The following is a 17,076-nucleotide window of genomic DNA, read 5'->3' on the forward strand; positions in this document are numbered from 1 at the left end:
GCGTCGCCCCATCAGAACGGAGCGCCCTCATGCTGATCCTAACATGCCCCTGCTGCGGCCAAACGGGCGAAGAATCCGAATTTCACGGAGGCGGCGAAGCACACCTGAAACGCTTTGGTCCGGGCTCCAGTGATGCAGATTTTGAAAGCTATATGTTCACGCGTGAAAATCCCAAAGGTGTGCATTTCGAACGCTGGCGGCATGCCTATGGCTGCGGCAAGTGGTTCCACGCGGCGCGCTGCACCATGACACTGGAAGTGTTCGGCACGTATCCCGCACAAACAATGGAACCACCAAAAGAACTGCGCGACAAAATCAGTAAGAAACGTCACGGCTGGTCGTGGGGAGCATTTTCATGAGCACACGTCTTTCCACAGGCGGCCGCCTGATAAACAAGGGCGCACCGCAGAGTTTCACCTTCAACGGCAAAACGCTCAAAGGCTATGCCGGGGATACGCTTGCCTCTGCGCTTTTGGCAAATGACCAGATGCTTGTGGGGCGGTCGTTCAAATACCACCGCCCGCGCGGTATCGTTGCCAGCGGTGTGGAAGAACCCAACGCTTTGGTCAACCTTGGCGCCGGGGGCACATTTGAACCCAACCAGCGCGCCACCACGACCGAGCTGTTTGATGGTTTGGGCGCGACAAGCCAAAACCACTGGCCCAGTCTTGAGTTTGACGTAGGCGCCATCAACGCAAAACTCGCGCGTTTCATGCCTGCAGGCTTTTATTACAAGATGTTCATCCACCCGCGTCCCCTGTGGAAATACGTCTACGAACCGTTCATCCGGCAGGCGGCCGGGCTGGGGAAGGCCCCCAAGGTGCGGGACGAGGACACCTATGAACACTTCTATGCATTCTGCGACGTGCTGGTCGTGGGCGGCGGTATCGCTGGCCTGACGGCCGCGAAATCCGCAGCAGCCTCCGGTGCACAAGTGCTGGTGTTCGAACAAACGGCCCATTGGGGCGGTCGTGCCCCGGTCGATGGCGGCAGCGTGGATGGCACCCCTGTGGATAAAGTGGTGGACGAACTGGTGTCAGAGCTCTCTGACATGACAAATGTCACATTGCGCTTACGCACTATGGGGGCAGGGGTCTATGACCACGGCTATGTGCTTGGATATGAGCGTTTGCGCGATCATGCGCCTGAGGTCCAAGGCCCGCGCCATCGGCTTTGGCGTATTCGCGCCGGACATGTGATCACGGCAACAGGTGCGCTTGAGCGCCCACTCAGCTTTGCAGGCAATGACATTCCGGGCGTCATGCTGGCCTCCGCTGTGCGCGACTATGTGGTGAACTACGGAATCTCTCCGGGCGATCGTGCTGTGGTTGTAACCAACAACGACGATGCCTATCGGACAGCTTTGGCCATAAAACACTCCGGTCTGGACGTTCCCGTTATCCTTGATGCGCGAGTGCCAGAGACGGACAGTCCACTGATAACCGCCGCCAAGGAAGCAGGTATTCGCGTTCTGATGGGGCATGGCGTCGCCAAGGTCCTCGGGGGCAAGCGCGTGACCGGCGTGGCCGTCTGTGCGCAGGCCGGCGAGGGTGCAGTTCTTGAAGAAATAGAATGCGATACGGTTGCTATGTCTGGCGGCTGGTCACCCGTCGTCCACTTGTGGTCCCATTGTGGTGGCAAGCTTCTTTGGGACAACGATTTCGCAATGTTCCGCCCCGATGTGGATAAAGCACCGACAGGCAAAGACGGCAGTGGGTTTGTTAGCGCTGCGGGCGCCGCCAACGGCTATTTCGGATTGTCTGAGATCCTGAGCGATGCCCATGCCAGCGGTGGCACTGCGGCCAAGGCGACAGGTCACGCCAAATCCAGACGCAAGGCCCCTAAAGCCGAGAGCGTAGACGAAGCCCCGATGGCCCCCGTTTGGCTGATGCCGCAGGGTGCAGACGTGACGCTGCGCGGCAAGGCGTGGCTCGATTACCAGAACGACGTTAAAGTGTCCGACGTACAGCTCGCCGCGCAAGAAGGATTTGAAAGCGTCGAGCACGCCAAACGCTACACCACGCTCGGTATGGCGACGGATCAAGGAAAGTTAAGCAATATCAACGGCCTTGCGATCCTATCTGATGCACTGGATCAACCGATCCCGCAGACCGGCACCACAACGTTCCGTCCGCCCTATACGCCGATTTCTATGGGCGCGATTGGCGGGGAAGCGCGGGCCGAGGTCTTTCAACCGGTTCGGCGCACGCCCATGTATGACTGGCATGAAGAAAACGGTGCCGATTGGGAACCAGTCGGCCAGTGGCGTCGTCCGTTGGCCTATGTTCGGCCGGGGGAAAAACTGAGCGATGCGGTGAACCGCGAAACCAGAAACGCGCGCGAAAATCTGGGCCTGCTGGACGCTTCGACACTTGGCAAGATCATCGTGAAGGGGCCAGATGCTGGCCGCTTCCTCGACATGCTCTACACCAACATGATGAGCACGTTGAAACCGGGCAAATGCCGGTATGGCCTAATGTGCGGTGAAAACGGGTTCCTCATTGATGACGGCGTGGTCGCGCGCATCGATGAAGACACGTTCCTATGCCACACGACCACGGGTGGGGCCGAGCACATCCATGGGCACATGGAAGAATGGCTGCAAACCGAGTGGTGGGATTGGAAAGTCTATGTCGCCAACGTCACCGAGCAATACGCGCAGATCGCTGTCGTCGGGCCCAAAGCCCGCGCCGCGCTTGAAGCGCTCGGCGGTATGGACGTCTCTCAAGAGGCGTTAGGGTTCATGGAATGGGCGGATGGCACCATCGGCGGCTTTGACGTGCGGGTCTACCGGATCTCGTTCTCTGGCGAACTCAGCTATGAGATTGCCGTCAAAGCTTCTGAAGGGCAGGCATTCTGGGATGCGCTGATGGCTGTCGGCGCCGCGCATGACGTTATGCCCTACGGGACCGAGGCGCTGCACATCCTGCGCGCTGAAAAAGGGTTCATCATGATCGGCGACGAGACAGACGGAACCGTGATTCCGCAGGATCTCGGACTCCACTGGGCCCTGTCCAAGAAGAAAGAAGACTACCTGGGCAAGCGCGCCCATCTGCGCACTCATATGGCTGACCCAACACGCTGGAAGCTCGTGGGTCTGGAAACGACCAACGGGTCTGTCCTGCCGGACGGAGCCTATGCGGTTGCGGAGGGAACCAATGACAACGGCCAGCGCAATGTGCAGGGGCGGGTAACGTCGACCTACTATTCACCCAATCTCGACAAAGGGATCGCGATGGGCCTGATCCTGAACGGACCGGACCGGATGGGTGAGGTGCTGGAGTTCCCGGGCACCGATGGCAAGACTTACAGCGCCCGCATCGTAAACCCAGTGTTCTACGACCCCGAAGGGGAGAAACAGAATGTCTAAGACTGTGACCGCATTGAACGGAGCTTCATGGGAGGGCGGTATCGCACATATCAGCGAAGCGCCCCTGCAAGGCATGATCACGCTGCGGGGTGATCTGAATTCCGCGGCGATGATCAAGGCTGCAACTGGCGCGACGGGCCAAAAGATGCCCGCGCAAGGCGCGGCGCAATGCGCGGGTGACAAAGGCATTTGCTGGATGTCGCCTGACGAAGTACTGGTGTTGTGCTCTTACGCGGAGGTCGGCAAGACCTTGGACAAGATGCGGGTTCACTTGGGCGACGCGCACAGCCTAGCGGTAGACGTGTCCGACGCGCGTGCGCTGTTCGTTGTTAAGGGGGCAAACGCACGTGAGGTGATCGCGAAACTCGCGCCAGTTGATTTGAAGCCCGCCGCCTTCACACCCGGTATGTTCCGACGCACCCGGATGGCGCAGGTGCCTGCTGCATTCTGGATGCGGGATGAAGACGCATTCCACATCGTGTGCTTCCGCTCAAACGCGCAATACATGTTCGATCTGCTGAAAACGGCTGCGCAACCGGGCAGTGAGGTTGGTTACTTCGCAACCTCATAGGACATGAAATCGACGGTCTGCTGTTCTTACCGCGAAAAAATCGCATACCGCGCGGAAAACTGTCATCTGTCTGACCCTTGATCCCTTGACCTTGCGGTAAACGGACCAATCTGTCAGTCAGTCCGTGAATGACCAAAAAAGGGGGCCCAGATGGCTTTTGAACTTCCAGATCTTCCATATGCGCACGATGCGCTGGCGTCCAAAGGCATGTCTGCCGAAACGCTGGAATTCCACCACGACCTGCACCACAACGCCTATGTCACAAACGGCAACAAGGCGATTGAGGGCACCGAATGGGCGGACAAGTCCATGGAAGAGATCATCGTGGGCACATATGATGCTTCGGCCGTTGCGCAAAACGGAATCTTCAACAACATCAGCCAGTTGTGGAACCACAACCAATTCTGGGAAATGATGGGTCCTGACAGCGGCGCGATGCCCGGTGAACTTGAAAAAGCAATCACCGAGAGCTTTGGCTCTGTCGACGAATTCAAGTCGCAGTTCTCCGCTGCAGGCGCGGGTCAGTTTGGATCTGGCTGGTGCTGGCTGGTCAAGGACGCCGATGGTGGTCTTAAAGTGACGAAGACCGAGAATGGCGTAAACCCGCTCTGCTTTGGTCAGACGGCACTGTTGGGCTGTGATGTGTGGGAGCACTCCTACTACATCGATTTCCGCAACAAGCGGCCTGTTTACCTCACCAACTTCCTCGACAATCTGGTGAATTGGGAAAACGTGGCGAGCCGCCTGTAAAGCTGCAGTTCATCACGCATTTAAAAAAAACAGCGCCTCGTTTGAGGCGCTGTTTTCGTTTTGTATTCAGGACAAGATGGCAAAGGCCGCATCTGCATCCGGCGCAACCGCGAAGTAATCGCGCAAATCGGCGTCGGCAAACCCGGCCTCGATCACATGGTCCACCAGTGCGACCAATGGGTCCCAGTATCCATGTGTGTTCACCAGCACCACGGGTTTCTCGTGCAGTCCTAATTGCCGCCAAGTGAGCACTTCGAACATCTCGTCCAGTGACCCAGCCCCACCTGGCAGAACCACAACCGCATCGCAGTTCATGAACATCACTTTTTTGCGCTCGTGCATGGTCTCTGTCACCACGTAGCTGGTCAGGTCCGTCTTGCCGACTTCCCAGTCCACAAGATGCTTTGGGATCACGCCGAACGTGTCGCCACCGCCCGCCTGGGCCGCGCGGGCCACCGCCCCCATCAGGCCGACATCACCTGCGCCATAGACCAACCGCCAGCCGCGAGCCGCAATGCCAGATCCAAGCCGTGTGGCATCGGTGGCGTATTCCGGGTCAGTTCCGGGGCGTGAGCCGCAAAAAACGCATACAGACAGTGGGGCCATGGCAACAGTTCCTGATATCAGTGGTGAAAACGGGCGCTTAAAGCGCCTGTGTTTTGACCGTTCTAATCCGCCCTGATATGCAGACGCAACGAAACCGGCCCGTATTGGGCGCAGGAGAATGCGAAAATATGTCGAAAGAAGCGGGTTCTGCCGGGGGAAATGGCACCCTGATCGGCGCGGCGGCCCTTGTGGCCGTTGGTGCAATTGGCGCAGCCCTGTGGGTGAACTCGAATTCGGTAGATGACACGCCCGAAGTCGTGGTCGAGGCGGCCGTAGCTCCCGAAGTCGCGCCAACGCCAAAAGAGCCTGCCGGCGACCCCGAAATAGCGCAGATAGCTCCACCTTCTATCGACGAAGTTCGGCTGGAGCCGGATGGACTGACCATCATCGCCGGGCGCGCCACACCTGGAAGCGAAGTGTCTGTCCTGCTGGATGGAAACAGCAAGGCGTCCGTAACCACCGACCCCGGCGGCAGTTTCGCTGCGATCACACTCCTACCATCAAGCCAAGAGGCGCAGGTGTTGACAGTCGTTCAACGCGTCGGACTGGACGAAACGGCATCGGTGGATGAGGTCATTCTGGCCCCGCTCGCGCAACCCGATCCTGCCGTAAAAGAAGATAATCCTCTGTCACCAGAGGAAGACGCCCCTGTGTTGGCCGAGGAGAAAACAGACGAGATCACGGACGCCGAAGATACCAAAGTGGTCTCGGTCGTCCCGTCTGATGTGCCCGAAACCCCCTCTGCTGACATTCGCGCGGAACCACAGACACCGGATCAGACAGACCCAGCGATTGTTCAGGCACCTGCCACAACGGTGCCTGAAGTGCCGGTGCCATCCCCGGCAAAGCCTCAGGCCGATACCCCGGCTCCTGTGCCTGATGTTGTGGCCTCCGGGCAAGAGACCCCGGCGCCCCCCAAACCCGAAGAGACCACCAAAACCCCAACCTCGCATGGCGGCGAAGAGCTTCAGGATACAGTTGTTACTACTGCCGAACCGGAAGTTTTGGAGGAGCCGGAGGTTGATGAGAAAAGCGTTGCTGAAAAAGTAACAGAGGAACCGACCCCAACTGTTTCGGCCGAAACTACGCCCGCAGTCACCGTTCTCAAATCTACTCCTGACGGCGTCGAAGTGCTCAATACGTCATCACCAGAGGCGCTCGACAACATCGAACTCGACACCATCAGTTACTCGAGCGAGGGCGATGTGCAACTGGCAGGGCGTGCGCAGTCCGAGGCTGACGCGGTGCGCGTATACGTGGACAACCGTCCGATTGCCGATCTGGACGTGGACGCAAATGGCGATTGGAGTGGCGCGTTGCCTCAGATTGACACTGGCGTCTACACGCTACGGGTCGATGAATTGGATGCCGACGGGGACGTGACCAGTCGCGTTGAAACTCCATTCCGGCGTGAAGACCCTGCAGTGCTCGCCCAAAGCGACACGTCAGCCGCAGCCACACAGATTACGGTACAAACCGGAAATACTCTGTGGGCTATCGCACGGGATCGTTACGGCGAAGGTCTGCTCTATGTCGAGGTGTTCGAAGCCAACCGCGACCGCATTCGCGACCCCGATATGATCTTTCCTGGTCAGGTCTTTGCCCTGCCAAATTAAGCGCGGTACTGGCACATCCCCCACGGCTGGACTAGATAAGGGCGTCTGACTGACAAGGACGCCTTATGCCATCTGACACCACTGCCACTACAGACTCTGCGAACCAACCCGGAGCCGACAAACCGGTCGAAGCGGTCGAGCGCGCGTCAGGTTGGCGTACGATCCGCAAGGTAGCGCCTTTCCTGTGGCCTGCGGATATGCCTTGGGTGAAAAAGCGGGTTGTTTGGGCAATGCTGGCGTTGGTTCTGTCCAAGGTCGTGTCTGTATACACGCCCATCATCTACCGCGACGCAGTTGATGCGCTGGCAGGTGACGGAGTGTCGACGCTGGCGCTTGGCGCTGTGGGGTTGACCATTGCCTACGGCATGGCACGTCTGATGACTGTCGGTTTTCAGCAGTTACGCGACGCGATCTTTGCCCGTGTCGCGCAGCGCGCCCTGCGTATGCTCGCGTTGCAGACGTTTGACCACATCCACCAGCTCTCTATGCGCTATCACATCACGCGCAAGACCGGAGGCCTGAGCCGCATCATCGAAAGGGGCGTCAAAGGTGTCGAATTCCTTTTGCGCTTTTTGCTGTTTTCGATCGGTCCACTGGTGCTGGAATTGCTGATGATAGGGGTCGTGCTGACGATCCTGTTTGATGCGTGGTATCTATTGGTCGTCGCGGTCACCATCGCCCTTTATGTCTGGTTTACCTTCACGGTGACCGAATGGCGCGTGAAACAGCGCAAGGTCATGAACGATCAGGACACCGACGCCAACCAAAAGGCCATCGACAGCCTGCTGAACTATGAAACGGTCAAGTATTTCGGCGCCGAAAAACGCGAGGCGACCCGCTATGACAGCGCTATGGAGAAATATGAGGCTGCCGCGCTCAAGACGAGCTATTCGCTCGCCTTTCTGAACTTTGGCCAGTCAGTGATTATCACTGGTGGCCTTGTCGGGGTGATGATCATGGCGGCTGTGGGGGTGCAGAACGGATCGCTCACCGTGGGCGACTTTGTGATGGTCAACGCCTACATGATCCAGATCACGATGCCTCTGAACTTCCTTGGCACTGTCTACCGTGAGATCCGGCAGGCGTTGGTCGATATGGGCGAAATGTTTGACCTTCTCGAGCAGCCCGCCGAGGTGAAGGATGCACCGGACGCGAAGGTTCTGGATGTTACCGGCGGCCGGGTTGAACTGGACAATGTCGAGTTCGGCTATGACCCCAATCGCGCGATCCTCAAGGGGGTGAGCCTTGTGGCTGAACCGGGCCAACAGGTCGCCATCGTTGGCTCGACCGGATCGGGCAAGTCGACCATCGGGCGGCTCTTGTTTCGCTTTTACGATGTGGGCGGGGGCGCTTTGCGCATCGATGGGCAGGATGTGCGCGAGGTGACCCAAGACAGCCTGCATGCGGCGATCGGGGTGGTGCCGCAGGATACGGTGCTGTTCAACGACACGATCCGCTACAACATCGCCTATGGGCGCGACGGGGCCAGCCAGTCTGAGATTGAGGATGCGGCGAGGGCGGCCCAAATCCACGACTTCATCACGCGCCTGCCGGATGGGTATGACACCACCGTGGGGGAGCGGGGGCTCAAGCTGTCGGGTGGTGAGAAACAGCGGGTCGGTATCGCGCGCACCTTGCTCAAGAACCCGCCGATCCTGTTGCTGGACGAGGCCACCAGTGCCCTCGATACCGAGACGGAGCAGGACATCAAGGACGCGCTCAATGCGGCTGGGGAGGGGCGGACTGTCCTGACCATTGCCCACCGGCTTTCCACTGTGGCGGAGGCAGATCGGATTGTGGTTCTGGAGGACGGCAAGGAGGTTGAAACGGGCACTCATGAAGAGCTTTTGGGCCGGGATGGGCGGTATGCTCAGCTGTGGCAGCGCCAGCAGGCGGACGAAGAGGCATAAGAAACGCCATCTGTTGAGGCCCGGTAAATATGATAATTTTGAATGCGCTACGGAGCTGTGTTCATTTGTTTTGCCGCTAGGATTACAGCGACAGACCGAAGAAAAAGACCGCCAATGGCACTGGAGCCACCGCGATCATGATCGTCAGGAGGGTCGCCACAGGTGAAAACAGGCCGCTCAGCCCCGCCATCATCATGATGCCGCCCCCCCCGCCAATTATGGAATTTCCCGGTGTGTTCACCGCCAGCGCCACGGCAATGTACCGATAGCGCAGGGCAAAGCGCAGAATGCGTGGGGGCTGTCCCTCGAGCAGCATCGATAGCCGTTCCTCTTGCGACAGCGGTGCGGCCTGGGCGACCAGATGTGCGGCCCGTTGCATCCTGAGCGTCGCCAGAGTGTTTTCAAGCATGCCGATGGGCAGGAAGCGCCCGATTGCATAGGCGAGCATCATCGAGGTAATCGTCGCTACATAGATCAGGGGCACGATGCTTGAGCCGAATGCTGCGAGCAGTGCCATCCCGATTTCTGCCCCCGGCACAAACGGTAGCGCCAGCGATACAACGTAGGCAACCGTCCCAAACATGATGCCGCGATGCACCTGCTGTTCGTTTTCGGGTCTGATTTCGATGCTGAGTGCATCGCGCACCATATGCGCGCCCCACGTGGCAAGCAGCAGAATGGCGATCAAAAGTGCCACGCGAAAGATAAGGGCGCGCAGGCTTGGTGGCGATAGGGTCAAGCGTGCTGCCTCACCCCGAGACACTGGTGTCTGAGGCCGGCATCTGCGCACCCGATCCGGCAAAGGTGATCTGGTGGGTCCAGTACCAGCGCCGGGTGGTCCAGCTGCCTTCGAACTGGACATCTTCGCCGATGATCGTGCCGTAGAACACAATTTGATGCGGCGCGTCGGGGCACACGGGGCGAGACACAAAGTGGATCATGTCCCCGTCGGATCTGGTCTGGTAGGCGGTCCAGCCAAAGTCGCAATAGGCTTGGCAATTGATGGATTTGAAAGCGCCGTCGACGAAGGTAAATTCATCTTCCAGGATCTCTCCTAATTTGAGGTCTTGGCCTACCACCTGAAAGGATTTGCCATCCAATGCATTGCCAGCGGCCCAATCGCCCTGTGGCACGGCAAAGTCCGGTATGTCGCTCTGCATAACGGTCATCGTTGCCGCTCCGGTTCCAAGCGTGGCTATTGCGATTGCGGCAACTTGAAAAATTTGGGTCATTGCGTCCTCAAATCAAAGGCAGGCTTAAAATCGGATCGTGCTTTATGTTGGGCAACAATAGATCCTCCCTGGGATTCCACCAACGAGAAACGCGACAAAGCTGCAGACAGTATGCGCTTGGTGTTTTTTTGGACATGTATGCGGCGTGTTGGGATGTCTGTACGCGGAGTTGCGGGCGTTAGCGCGCGAGTCCTGCGACGACTTCTTTGAGGTCGCCACCCAAAGCGGACACTGCCCCGCACCGACCCTTGCAGATGCAGCAAGTCAGTTGTTCAGGAGACCTAGGTCAGATCTGTTTCATAGCACGCCGGAAGGTTCCGATAGCCGAATTCGGTGCAAAATACACATAAGGTCGATGAGGAAACACTGGAAGTCCGGGTACGCAATCGCCGCGACTGGCTCAGGTCGATAGTGTTTGATAGAACCGTAAGTCGGTCTCAGTATCCGCGCAGTTCCAGAATGAGTTTGCGGGCCAAACGTGCCAGAAAAAAGACAAACAGTACCAAGCCGCAGGCCAGGATGGCCGCTTCGGCACGAAACACTGCGGTCTCAGTAGTTGGGGAGGACGCGAGAATAATACCTGCCGACATTAGAGCAGGTGATACAGAACAGCCTGACGGCAGATAACGCAGGCCAATCAAGAAGAATGCTACTGCCACGAGCCTGTACCATAGGAGAGTTATGGGAAGCATAACCAGAACCGAGGCCACACCGGCGCCGAGCACCATAGCGAGCCCTCTGCGTCCGGCTTGCTTGGCGTGGCTTCCGGGAGGATCCAAAGCACGTGCTGCAAACAACAGTGCAATCCAATGAGAGTTTGCGTTGTCAAATTGACTTGCGATGAGTTGCGCCAATACAAGTCCAAGTGCCAAAGCGCACCCATGTGCGATCGCGTAACCACGCTCGACGTGCGTGCTGGGAACACGTCCCTCAACTTTCAACACAACCGCCATGGCCGTCCCCAGCGCGGCCGATGCCGAAAACGCAAGTAGTAGGGGAATAAGGTCTGCACCAGACGTCGCGGGACCGTTAAGCAGAATCCATGACATGATTGCAAAAACGCTGACACGGGTTCCAAAGCGTGCGAGTTCTGTTCCTGCAAGCATCGCAAAGGCCGGCGCCAACGCATAGAAACTGACCCAACTTGGGATAATCGTGCTCGCTACGCTTGCTAGTGCTACGCTTGCAATCGCGCAGATCGTTTTGGTGCGCCCGCCAAACACCGTGCCAAAAAATCCTAAAATTAATCCCGAGATCGCGCCCGGTACGTATTGCGAACCTGCGCTCACTGCCGCCAACCCTCCGGCGAGACACACAGCGACGAACAGCAGAGCAACCAACCGCCAAGGCAAAAGAAACGCCGCTCGTGGTTTGGGACTGGCCGGTTCACTCATAATTGGATCATGTCTGGGTAAATCAGGTCTGGTCAAGAATGGGACTCGATTGGCATGGACATACCTATAAACTGCACCTTCCGGTGGTGAATAACCAGCCCCGAGGTCATCCATCTATTGGAAACGTCAGTCCAGTTCGAACCATTGCGAATGGCTGCTTCGGGGTAATACTGCCGCCGCGCTGCTAAACTGTCTTGTTATTGGTCCGGCGAGTTGCGTTGCCCGCTTCCGGCAGCTTCGTCCGCACAGCGGTCCTTGATGGACGTTGCGACGAGTGGCTGCAAAGTGCCGTATAGCCACCATCGCGATTTGACGAAAAGCACTTTGCGAGCGTGCCAAAGTCCGTTGTCACGACCGGCCGGTCTTCATAGAACAAAAGGGCAGGCATTTCTGCCCGCCCCATGTTTTGATTACTCAGCAGCCTTCAAGGGAGGCGTCGTTGCAAAGGGCAACTCTGGTTGCGATGTTTTAGCTTGCGGTTCGTCATCGAAATCCCAAACCAACTCTCGGCTTTTCATCTTGCCCGTCTGGCGTGATAGCGACCAGTCGCGTGCGGCGACGCTGGCGCGTCCCAATGACAATTTGGCCAGAAGCTGGCTGAGCCATTCGGCGTAGGTCACAACCCACACTCGCATAGCCAGCAGCGACGGAGTGATCATCAGCGTAAGTACTGTAGCGATCCCAAGGCCGAAGACCACGGCTGTTGCCAGCTGTTTCCACCAGAGGGCTGTCGGACTGTCCACTGTGTACCCACCGCCACCAAAGTCGAGGCTAAGCCCGAACATCATTGGAGCCAGACCCGCCATTGTCGTGATCGTTGTCAGCAGCACGGGACGGATACGATCCTGAGCGGTGCGAATGACAGCCTCGATGCGGGGCATGTAGCGTTCGTATTCCTGATAGGTGTCGATCAGCACGATGTTGTTGTTCACCACGATCCCGGCAAGGGCCACAATCCCTGTGCCCGTCATGATGATCGAGAATGTCTGATCCATGATCAACATTCCCCACAGCACTCCGGCTGTCGACAGCACGACCGCAAGCAACACGAGGATTGCGTTGTAAAAGCTGTTGAACTGCGCCAGCAGGATGATGAACATCAAGAACAGCGCACCCGCGAAGGCCTGTGCCAGGAAAGCCCCTGACTCCTCCTGGTCTTGCTGATCGCCTGTCCATTCATGGTCCAGCCCGGCAGGAAACGGATCAGTTTCCAGCCATTTGCTGATTTCCTGCACCCTTTCGTTCGCATTGATCGGGATCACGCGTAGGTCGCCTGCGTAGATTGCCGCTTGCAGATCAACGCCGCGCCCGCTCTCATTCACGGTAAAGACGGTGTAGGTCGCACCGTCTTCAAAGGTGATTTCACCGCTCGGGGAGGGGCGCAATATCGCCGAGACCACCTCAACCTCTGCTCCGTCGACCTCTTGGGTGGTGACCAATTTTTGCAAACCGGCCAGCACATCTGCCTTCACGTCGAAATAGCGCACCTGATCCACACGGTTGATCTGAGCAAGTTCGGCCACAGGAGTCCGCGTGATGAAGTTCGCCAAGGGTACGAGGCCATCACCGGTGCGCACCTTGAGTGTGTCGAGGGTGGAGAGCACCCTGTCTTCTTCGGGCAACCGCACGCGGATTTCGATTTCCTCATCCGAGGAGTCGACGCGCATGTTGTCGAGCCACAGACCGCGTGTGACCAGTTGAACCATGGCGCCAACGGTGGCCACGTCCGCGCCGTAACGCCCTGCTTTTTCCACATCCACGTCGATCTGCCAGTCAATGCCGGGCAGGGGGCGCGTGTCTTCGATTGTGATGAGACCATCCGTGGCCTCGAACTGCGCGCGCGTTTGCGCGGTGGCAGCCATCAGGTCGTCCCAGTTGTTGCCCTTCAGGCGCAGATGAACCGGCTTGCCAGTCGCCGGGCCTTGGGCAAGGGCGAGGGCTTCGGTGCGGATGCCAGGGATTTCAGCCAGCTGGTCGCCGATCTCTTCCATGATAGAGTCGCCGTCATATTCGTGCGCCTTGATATCGCGTGTGACGGTGTAGTTCAGCAGAGGGATGGTGAACCAAGGTTCCGTCGCTTCAGGCCTTTCCTCCCATGGAATGGTTTCGAGCTGGATTTGTCCGATCGCATCTTTGGGTGCGCCCGCTCCGCCTGTGTTGGCGTTGAGGCCACCGTTGCCTGCGAAGGAAAAGGCGCTGCGGATGCCCGGGTGGTTGATCACAACCTCTTCGGCCTGGCGCAGCAGCGTGTCTTTTTCATCCAGCGAAAGGTTCCCTCGGGCCAGCACATAGACGATGGCCTGTTCTGCCTCGGTCTCGACAAAGAACTCGACGCCTTTGTTGTTGTTGATGAAGTAGATGAGGGTGGTGCCGACAAAGACAAAGACGGCAGCGACCATGACCAGCGGCATCACCGGGTTGCCAACGATCCCCTGGATCACATAGCCAAAACCTGAGCGCTGATAACCGGAGCGCACCTTGCGGTTGCTTTGTCCGAACATCTTGCGCCCGGCCCACTGACTGGCCCAGCCAAGGCGCACGAACAGCGCCCCTGCGGCGAGGAAGGCCAACACAATGCCGCTGAGCGCGAGGCCTACGAGTGTGACCATGGCAAGCGCATAACCAAATACGGTTAGGAAAGTTGGAAGCACAGAGCCCGTGGTGTTCTGCTGATCCATGGCTGCGAACTCAGCCGACACGAAGCCTTGCAGGACCGGTATCACGCCGAGGCCTGCAAGCAGCAAGATCGCGAGTGGGAACAGGAAAATGTGTGCCAGCATGGGCAGGTGAGCGATGTCACCGCTTTTGGCCGAAATCCACGTGGTCAGCCGCCCCAGAACCCCGCCCATAACGGGCAGGTAGATTAAAGCCACGATCAGCGAGGCTGACAGAACAAAGATCAGCGTCACAGGAAGCATGCCCATGAATTCACCGGGCACACCGGGCCAGAACAGCATCGGCAGGAACGCACAGAGGGTTGTGGCGGTGGAAGAGACCACGGGCCAGAACATACGCTTGGCCGCATCCACGTAGGATTGCATAGGCCCGGCACCCTCCTGCTGGCGCTTGTCGGCGTATTCAACAACCACGATTGCGCCATCCACCAGCATCCCAACTGACAGGATCAAGCCGAACATCACGATGTTCGAGATGGAGATCCCCATGATCGCCAGCAGCACGAAACACAGCAAGAATGATGTCGGAATGGCAAAGCCCACCAACAACGAAGCGCGCGGGCCCAGAGCAGCCAGTGACACGATCATCACCAGCGCGATGGCCGTAAAGACAGAACCCTGAAGCTGGCTGACCATGCCTGCCACTTCGCGGCTTTGGTCGTTGGACGTCCCGACATCGACCGCGACTTTGAGGCCGTCGGGCCATTCATCCACCCGTTCATGGACCATGGTTTTGACGGCAGTGGCGGTGTCGATCAGGTTGTAACCTTTGCGTTTGACTACCTGCAGCGCGACGGTGTCGTTGCCGTTGAAACGGGCGGTGGAAAGGCGGTCCTCAAACGTCAGGTTGATCTGGGCGAGGTCCCCAAGGATCACAACGCGGTCACCATTTGTTTTGACGGGCAAGTCGTAGATGTCGCTGACTTCGTTGAAAGACGACGGGATCTTGACGGCGAATGCGCCCTGTGCAGTTTCAATCTCGCCTGCGGCGATCAGCTGGTTGTTGTTGCGCACCACGTTGATCAGTTCGGCGGCGGTGACGTTGTAGGCCTCAAGGCGCAGGGGGTCGATGATGACTTCGACCATCTCATCACGGCTGCCCACAATGGAAGCCTCAAGCACTGCATCCATTGCCTCGATGTCGTCCTGCAAGTCTTTGGCAAAGCGCGTGATTGTACGTTCGGGTACGGGGCCAGACAAGTTCACGATGATGATCGGGAATTCGGAAAAGTTGAACTCGTCCAGCGTATATTGTTCGAACCCGTCCGGGAAATCGGCCTCGGCCCCGTCCATGGCGTCGCGTACGTCAGCCATAACTTGGGTCTTGTCCCAGCCAAATTCGAATTCCAACACGACATTGGCATAGCCTTCGGCTGCTGTGGACGTCATCCGGTCGAGACCGTCGAGATCGGCCAGTTCGGTTTCCATGGGCCGGACCAGCAAGGTCTCCGAATCCGCGGCCGAGATGCCGGGGAAGGGGACCGAGATCACCAGCGTTGGGATCTCGATGTCGGGCTCACCCTCTTTGGGCAAGCTGACATAAGCAAATGTCCCGACAGTCAGGGACAGAATGATAAAGGCAAGTACCATCCGCGCCCGAGACGCGGCCCAGTCAACAATACCAGTCATTGAGTTTGCTCCTGAAAGGTTGGTGCAACTTTGACGCCAGCGGTCACGAACTCCTGCCCGACGACGATCACATCTGCCTCATCCGGCAGGCCGATCAGCCAGACACCATTGGTCGAATCGCGCAGAACCTGCACGGGCACAAACACAACCGTGCTGTCACCGTCCAAGGTGCGCAGACCCAGCTGGCCGTCCGCATTGAGCGTAAGGGCCGAGGGTGGCAAAAGGTGCGCCTTGGACCCGGGCGCGGAAATGAGAATTTCCGCTGTTTGCCCGTCGCGGATCGCGAGGTCAGGGTTGGGCACTTCGATTTCCACGCGGAAGGTGCGGGTTGTGGGGTCGGACGACCGCGACAGGAACTTGACTGTGCCGGTGATCGGCGTTCCACCTGCGGCCAGTTCGGCGCGAGCAGGCGCCCCCACGTTCACGCGCTGAACTTCTGTTTCGGGAACAAATGCCACCAATTTGATTGGATCAAGCTGGATCACCGTAGCGCACAGATCACCCGGCTGGAGCAGACTGCCCAGCTCGGCGGTATCGCTTTCAAGCAGGCCGGCAAAAGGTGCGCGGATTTCGATGCGTTCCAATTCCTTTTCAGCGGTTGCGATGGCAGCTTCGGCGCTTTCGATGCGTGCATCCGCGGACTGCAGGCCCGAGGTGGCCCCGATAACACCGGCCTTCGCTGCTTCAAGCGCGGCCTGAGCCGCTGCAAGGCTGGCATCGGCTGATTTTACGCGAGTTTCAGCGGCAAAGCCGCCTTCGCTCAGGCGACGGGCAGCGTTCTGGTTCACGAGTGCTTCGTCTATGCGCGCCTGAGCTTCGACGACGCGGGATTGCGCCTCTGGCACGCGGCTTTCGGCCTCGGTTTTGCTTGCAATCGCTTCGGCCAGACGCGCACGCGCCTCTTCCAGAGCTGAGTCGCGAGTGCCGGGGGACAGTTCGCACATCAACTGGTTTTCTTCGATGAACTCCCCTTTACGCAAGGGCGGGGATACCACGGTCGAAGATGTCTCCGCGCGAACCATAACTTCGCGCATGGCTTCAGTTTGGCCGCGCAGGATGACGGCGCTGTCGATTTCGCGGGCGATAGACTTGCGAGCGACGACTTTGATCAGAGCGCTTGCGTCCAAAGGCTCAGCTTCTACAGCCTCTGCATCGGCCGTTTCCTCAGTGGTTTCGGGGGCGTCACCCTCCGACATCCCGGCCAGTGTGGCCATGGTCCACTCGCGTTCAATCACAACAAGGTACAAACCTGTGGCCACCAAAACGGCCAAAATAACTGAAACAAACCGCATTTTCGCTCTCCGTCAGCATCACTGTGCGCGC

The 17,076-nt window shown here is 58.3% G+C and carries 12 protein-coding genes; 6 read left to right on the forward strand and 6 right to left on the reverse strand.

Annotation, left to right across the window (positions count from 1 at the left end):
* Positions 1–29 precede the first annotated feature (29 nt).
* From ABJD00_RS01615 to ABJD00_RS01630, 4 genes are all read left to right on the forward strand, one after another.
* Positions 30–359 carry a sarcosine oxidase subunit delta gene (locus ABJD00_RS01615; RefSeq protein WP_413836050.1) on the forward strand — a complete coding sequence of 110 codons (330 nt, stop codon included), beginning with the start codon at positions 30–32 and terminating at the stop codon, positions 357–359.
* Positions 356–3,370 (forward strand): sarcosine oxidase subunit alpha family protein, encoded by a 3,015-nt coding sequence (locus ABJD00_RS01620; RefSeq protein WP_413836047.1) that lies wholly within the window; start codon positions 356–358, stop codon positions 3,368–3,370. Before ABJD00_RS01615 ends, ABJD00_RS01620 begins: the two co-directional genes overlap by 4 nt.
* Entirely contained in the window at positions 3,363–3,941 is a 579-nt protein-coding gene (locus ABJD00_RS01625) for a sarcosine oxidase subunit gamma (RefSeq protein ID WP_413836044.1), read from the forward strand. Before ABJD00_RS01620 ends, ABJD00_RS01625 begins: the two co-directional genes overlap by 8 nt.
* A 150-nt stretch (positions 3,942–4,091) precedes the next feature.
* Entirely contained in the window at positions 4,092–4,691 is a 600-nt protein-coding gene (locus ABJD00_RS01630; protein WP_108838890.1) for a superoxide dismutase, read from the forward strand.
* Positions 4,692–4,757: 66 nt separating this feature from the next.
* On the opposite strand, the gene ABJD00_RS01635 is transcribed toward ABJD00_RS01630, so the two are convergent.
* On the reverse strand, positions 4,758–5,297 hold the full coding sequence (locus ABJD00_RS01635) for a TIGR00730 family Rossman fold protein (protein WP_413836040.1): 540 nt from the start codon (positions 5,295–5,297) through the stop codon (positions 4,758–4,760).
* A 128-nt stretch (positions 5,298–5,425) separates the two neighbouring features.
* On the opposite strand from ABJD00_RS01635, the gene ABJD00_RS01640 reads away from it, so the two are divergent.
* Both ABJD00_RS01640 and ABJD00_RS01645 read left to right on the forward strand, forming a co-directional pair.
* On the forward strand, positions 5,426–6,913 hold the full coding sequence (locus tag ABJD00_RS01640; RefSeq protein ID WP_413836037.1) for an Ig-like domain-containing protein: 1,488 nt from the start codon (positions 5,426–5,428) through the stop codon (positions 6,911–6,913).
* 65 nt (positions 6,914–6,978) lie between these two features.
* On the forward strand, positions 6,979–8,823 hold the full coding sequence (locus ABJD00_RS01645) for an ABCB family ABC transporter ATP-binding protein/permease (RefSeq protein WP_413836034.1): 1,845 nt from the start codon (positions 6,979–6,981) through the stop codon (positions 8,821–8,823).
* Positions 8,824–8,905: 82 nt separating this feature from the next.
* On the opposite strand, the gene ABJD00_RS01650 is transcribed toward ABJD00_RS01645, so the two are convergent.
* The 5 genes from ABJD00_RS01650 to ABJD00_RS01670 all read right to left on the reverse strand — a co-directional run bounded on the left by ABJD00_RS01650 (position 8,906) and on the right by ABJD00_RS01670 (position 17,045).
* Positions 8,906–9,562, reverse strand: a complete 657-nt coding sequence (locus ABJD00_RS01650) for a hypothetical protein (protein ID WP_413836031.1) — start codon at positions 9,560–9,562, stop codon at positions 8,906–8,908.
* A 10-nt stretch (positions 9,563–9,572) separates the two neighbouring features.
* The gene (locus ABJD00_RS01655) at positions 9,573–10,055 is read right to left on the reverse strand and encodes a hypothetical protein (protein ID WP_413836028.1); all 483 of its coding nucleotides are present in this window, start codon (positions 10,053–10,055) and stop codon (positions 9,573–9,575) included.
* Between the two features lie 437 nt (positions 10,056–10,492).
* The gene (locus tag ABJD00_RS01660; protein ID WP_413849850.1) at positions 10,493–11,563 is read right to left on the reverse strand and encodes a hypothetical protein; all 1,071 of its coding nucleotides are present in this window, start codon (positions 11,561–11,563) and stop codon (positions 10,493–10,495) included.
* 296 nt (positions 11,564–11,859) lie between these two features.
* On the reverse strand, positions 11,860–15,753 hold the full coding sequence (locus tag ABJD00_RS01665) for an efflux RND transporter permease subunit (RefSeq protein WP_413836022.1): 3,894 nt from the start codon (positions 15,751–15,753) through the stop codon (positions 11,860–11,862).
* On the reverse strand, positions 15,750–17,045 hold the full coding sequence (locus tag ABJD00_RS01670; protein ID WP_413836019.1) for an efflux RND transporter periplasmic adaptor subunit: 1,296 nt from the start codon (positions 17,043–17,045) through the stop codon (positions 15,750–15,752). Before ABJD00_RS01670 ends, ABJD00_RS01665 begins: the two co-directional genes overlap by 4 nt.
* Positions 17,046–17,076: the final 31 nt, after the last annotated feature.

This window comes from Tateyamaria sp. (assembly GCF_039945315.1).
Lineage (GTDB): Bacteria > Pseudomonadota > Alphaproteobacteria > Rhodobacterales > Rhodobacteraceae > Tateyamaria.

What these genes read in the sequence shown, in the direction of transcription:
- ABJD00_RS01615 (WP_413836050.1), top strand. Translation starts at nt 30, where the DNA reads ATGCTGATCCTAACATGCCCCTGCTGCGGCCAAACGGGCGAAGAATCC.
- ABJD00_RS01620 (WP_413836047.1), top strand. Translation starts at nt 356, where the DNA reads ATGAGCACACGTCTTTCCACAGGCGGCCGCCTGATAAACAAGGGCGCA.
- ABJD00_RS01625 (WP_413836044.1), top strand. Translation starts at nt 3,363, where the DNA reads ATGTCTAAGACTGTGACCGCATTGAACGGAGCTTCATGGGAGGGCGGT.
- ABJD00_RS01630 (WP_108838890.1), top strand. Translation starts at nt 4,092, where the DNA reads ATGGCTTTTGAACTTCCAGATCTTCCATATGCGCACGATGCGCTGGCG.
- ABJD00_RS01635 (WP_413836040.1), bottom strand. Translation starts at nt 5,297, where the DNA reads ATGGCCCCACTGTCTGTATGCGTTTTTTGCGGCTCACGCCCCGGAACT.
- ABJD00_RS01640 (WP_413836037.1), top strand. Translation starts at nt 5,426, where the DNA reads ATGTCGAAAGAAGCGGGTTCTGCCGGGGGAAATGGCACCCTGATCGGC.
- ABJD00_RS01645 (WP_413836034.1), top strand. Translation starts at nt 6,979, where the DNA reads ATGCCATCTGACACCACTGCCACTACAGACTCTGCGAACCAACCCGGA.
- ABJD00_RS01655 (WP_413836028.1), bottom strand. Translation starts at nt 10,055, where the DNA reads ATGACCCAAATTTTTCAAGTTGCCGCAATCGCAATAGCCACGCTTGGA.
- ABJD00_RS01660 (WP_413849850.1), bottom strand. Translation starts at nt 11,563, where the DNA reads ATGGATGACCTCGGGGCTGGTTATTCACCACCGGAAGGTGCAGTTTAT.
- ABJD00_RS01665 (WP_413836022.1), bottom strand. Translation starts at nt 15,753, where the DNA reads ATGACTGGTATTGTTGACTGGGCCGCGTCTCGGGCGCGGATGGTACTT.
- ABJD00_RS01670 (WP_413836019.1), bottom strand. Translation starts at nt 17,045, where the DNA reads ATGCGGTTTGTTTCAGTTATTTTGGCCGTTTTGGTGGCCACAGGTTTG.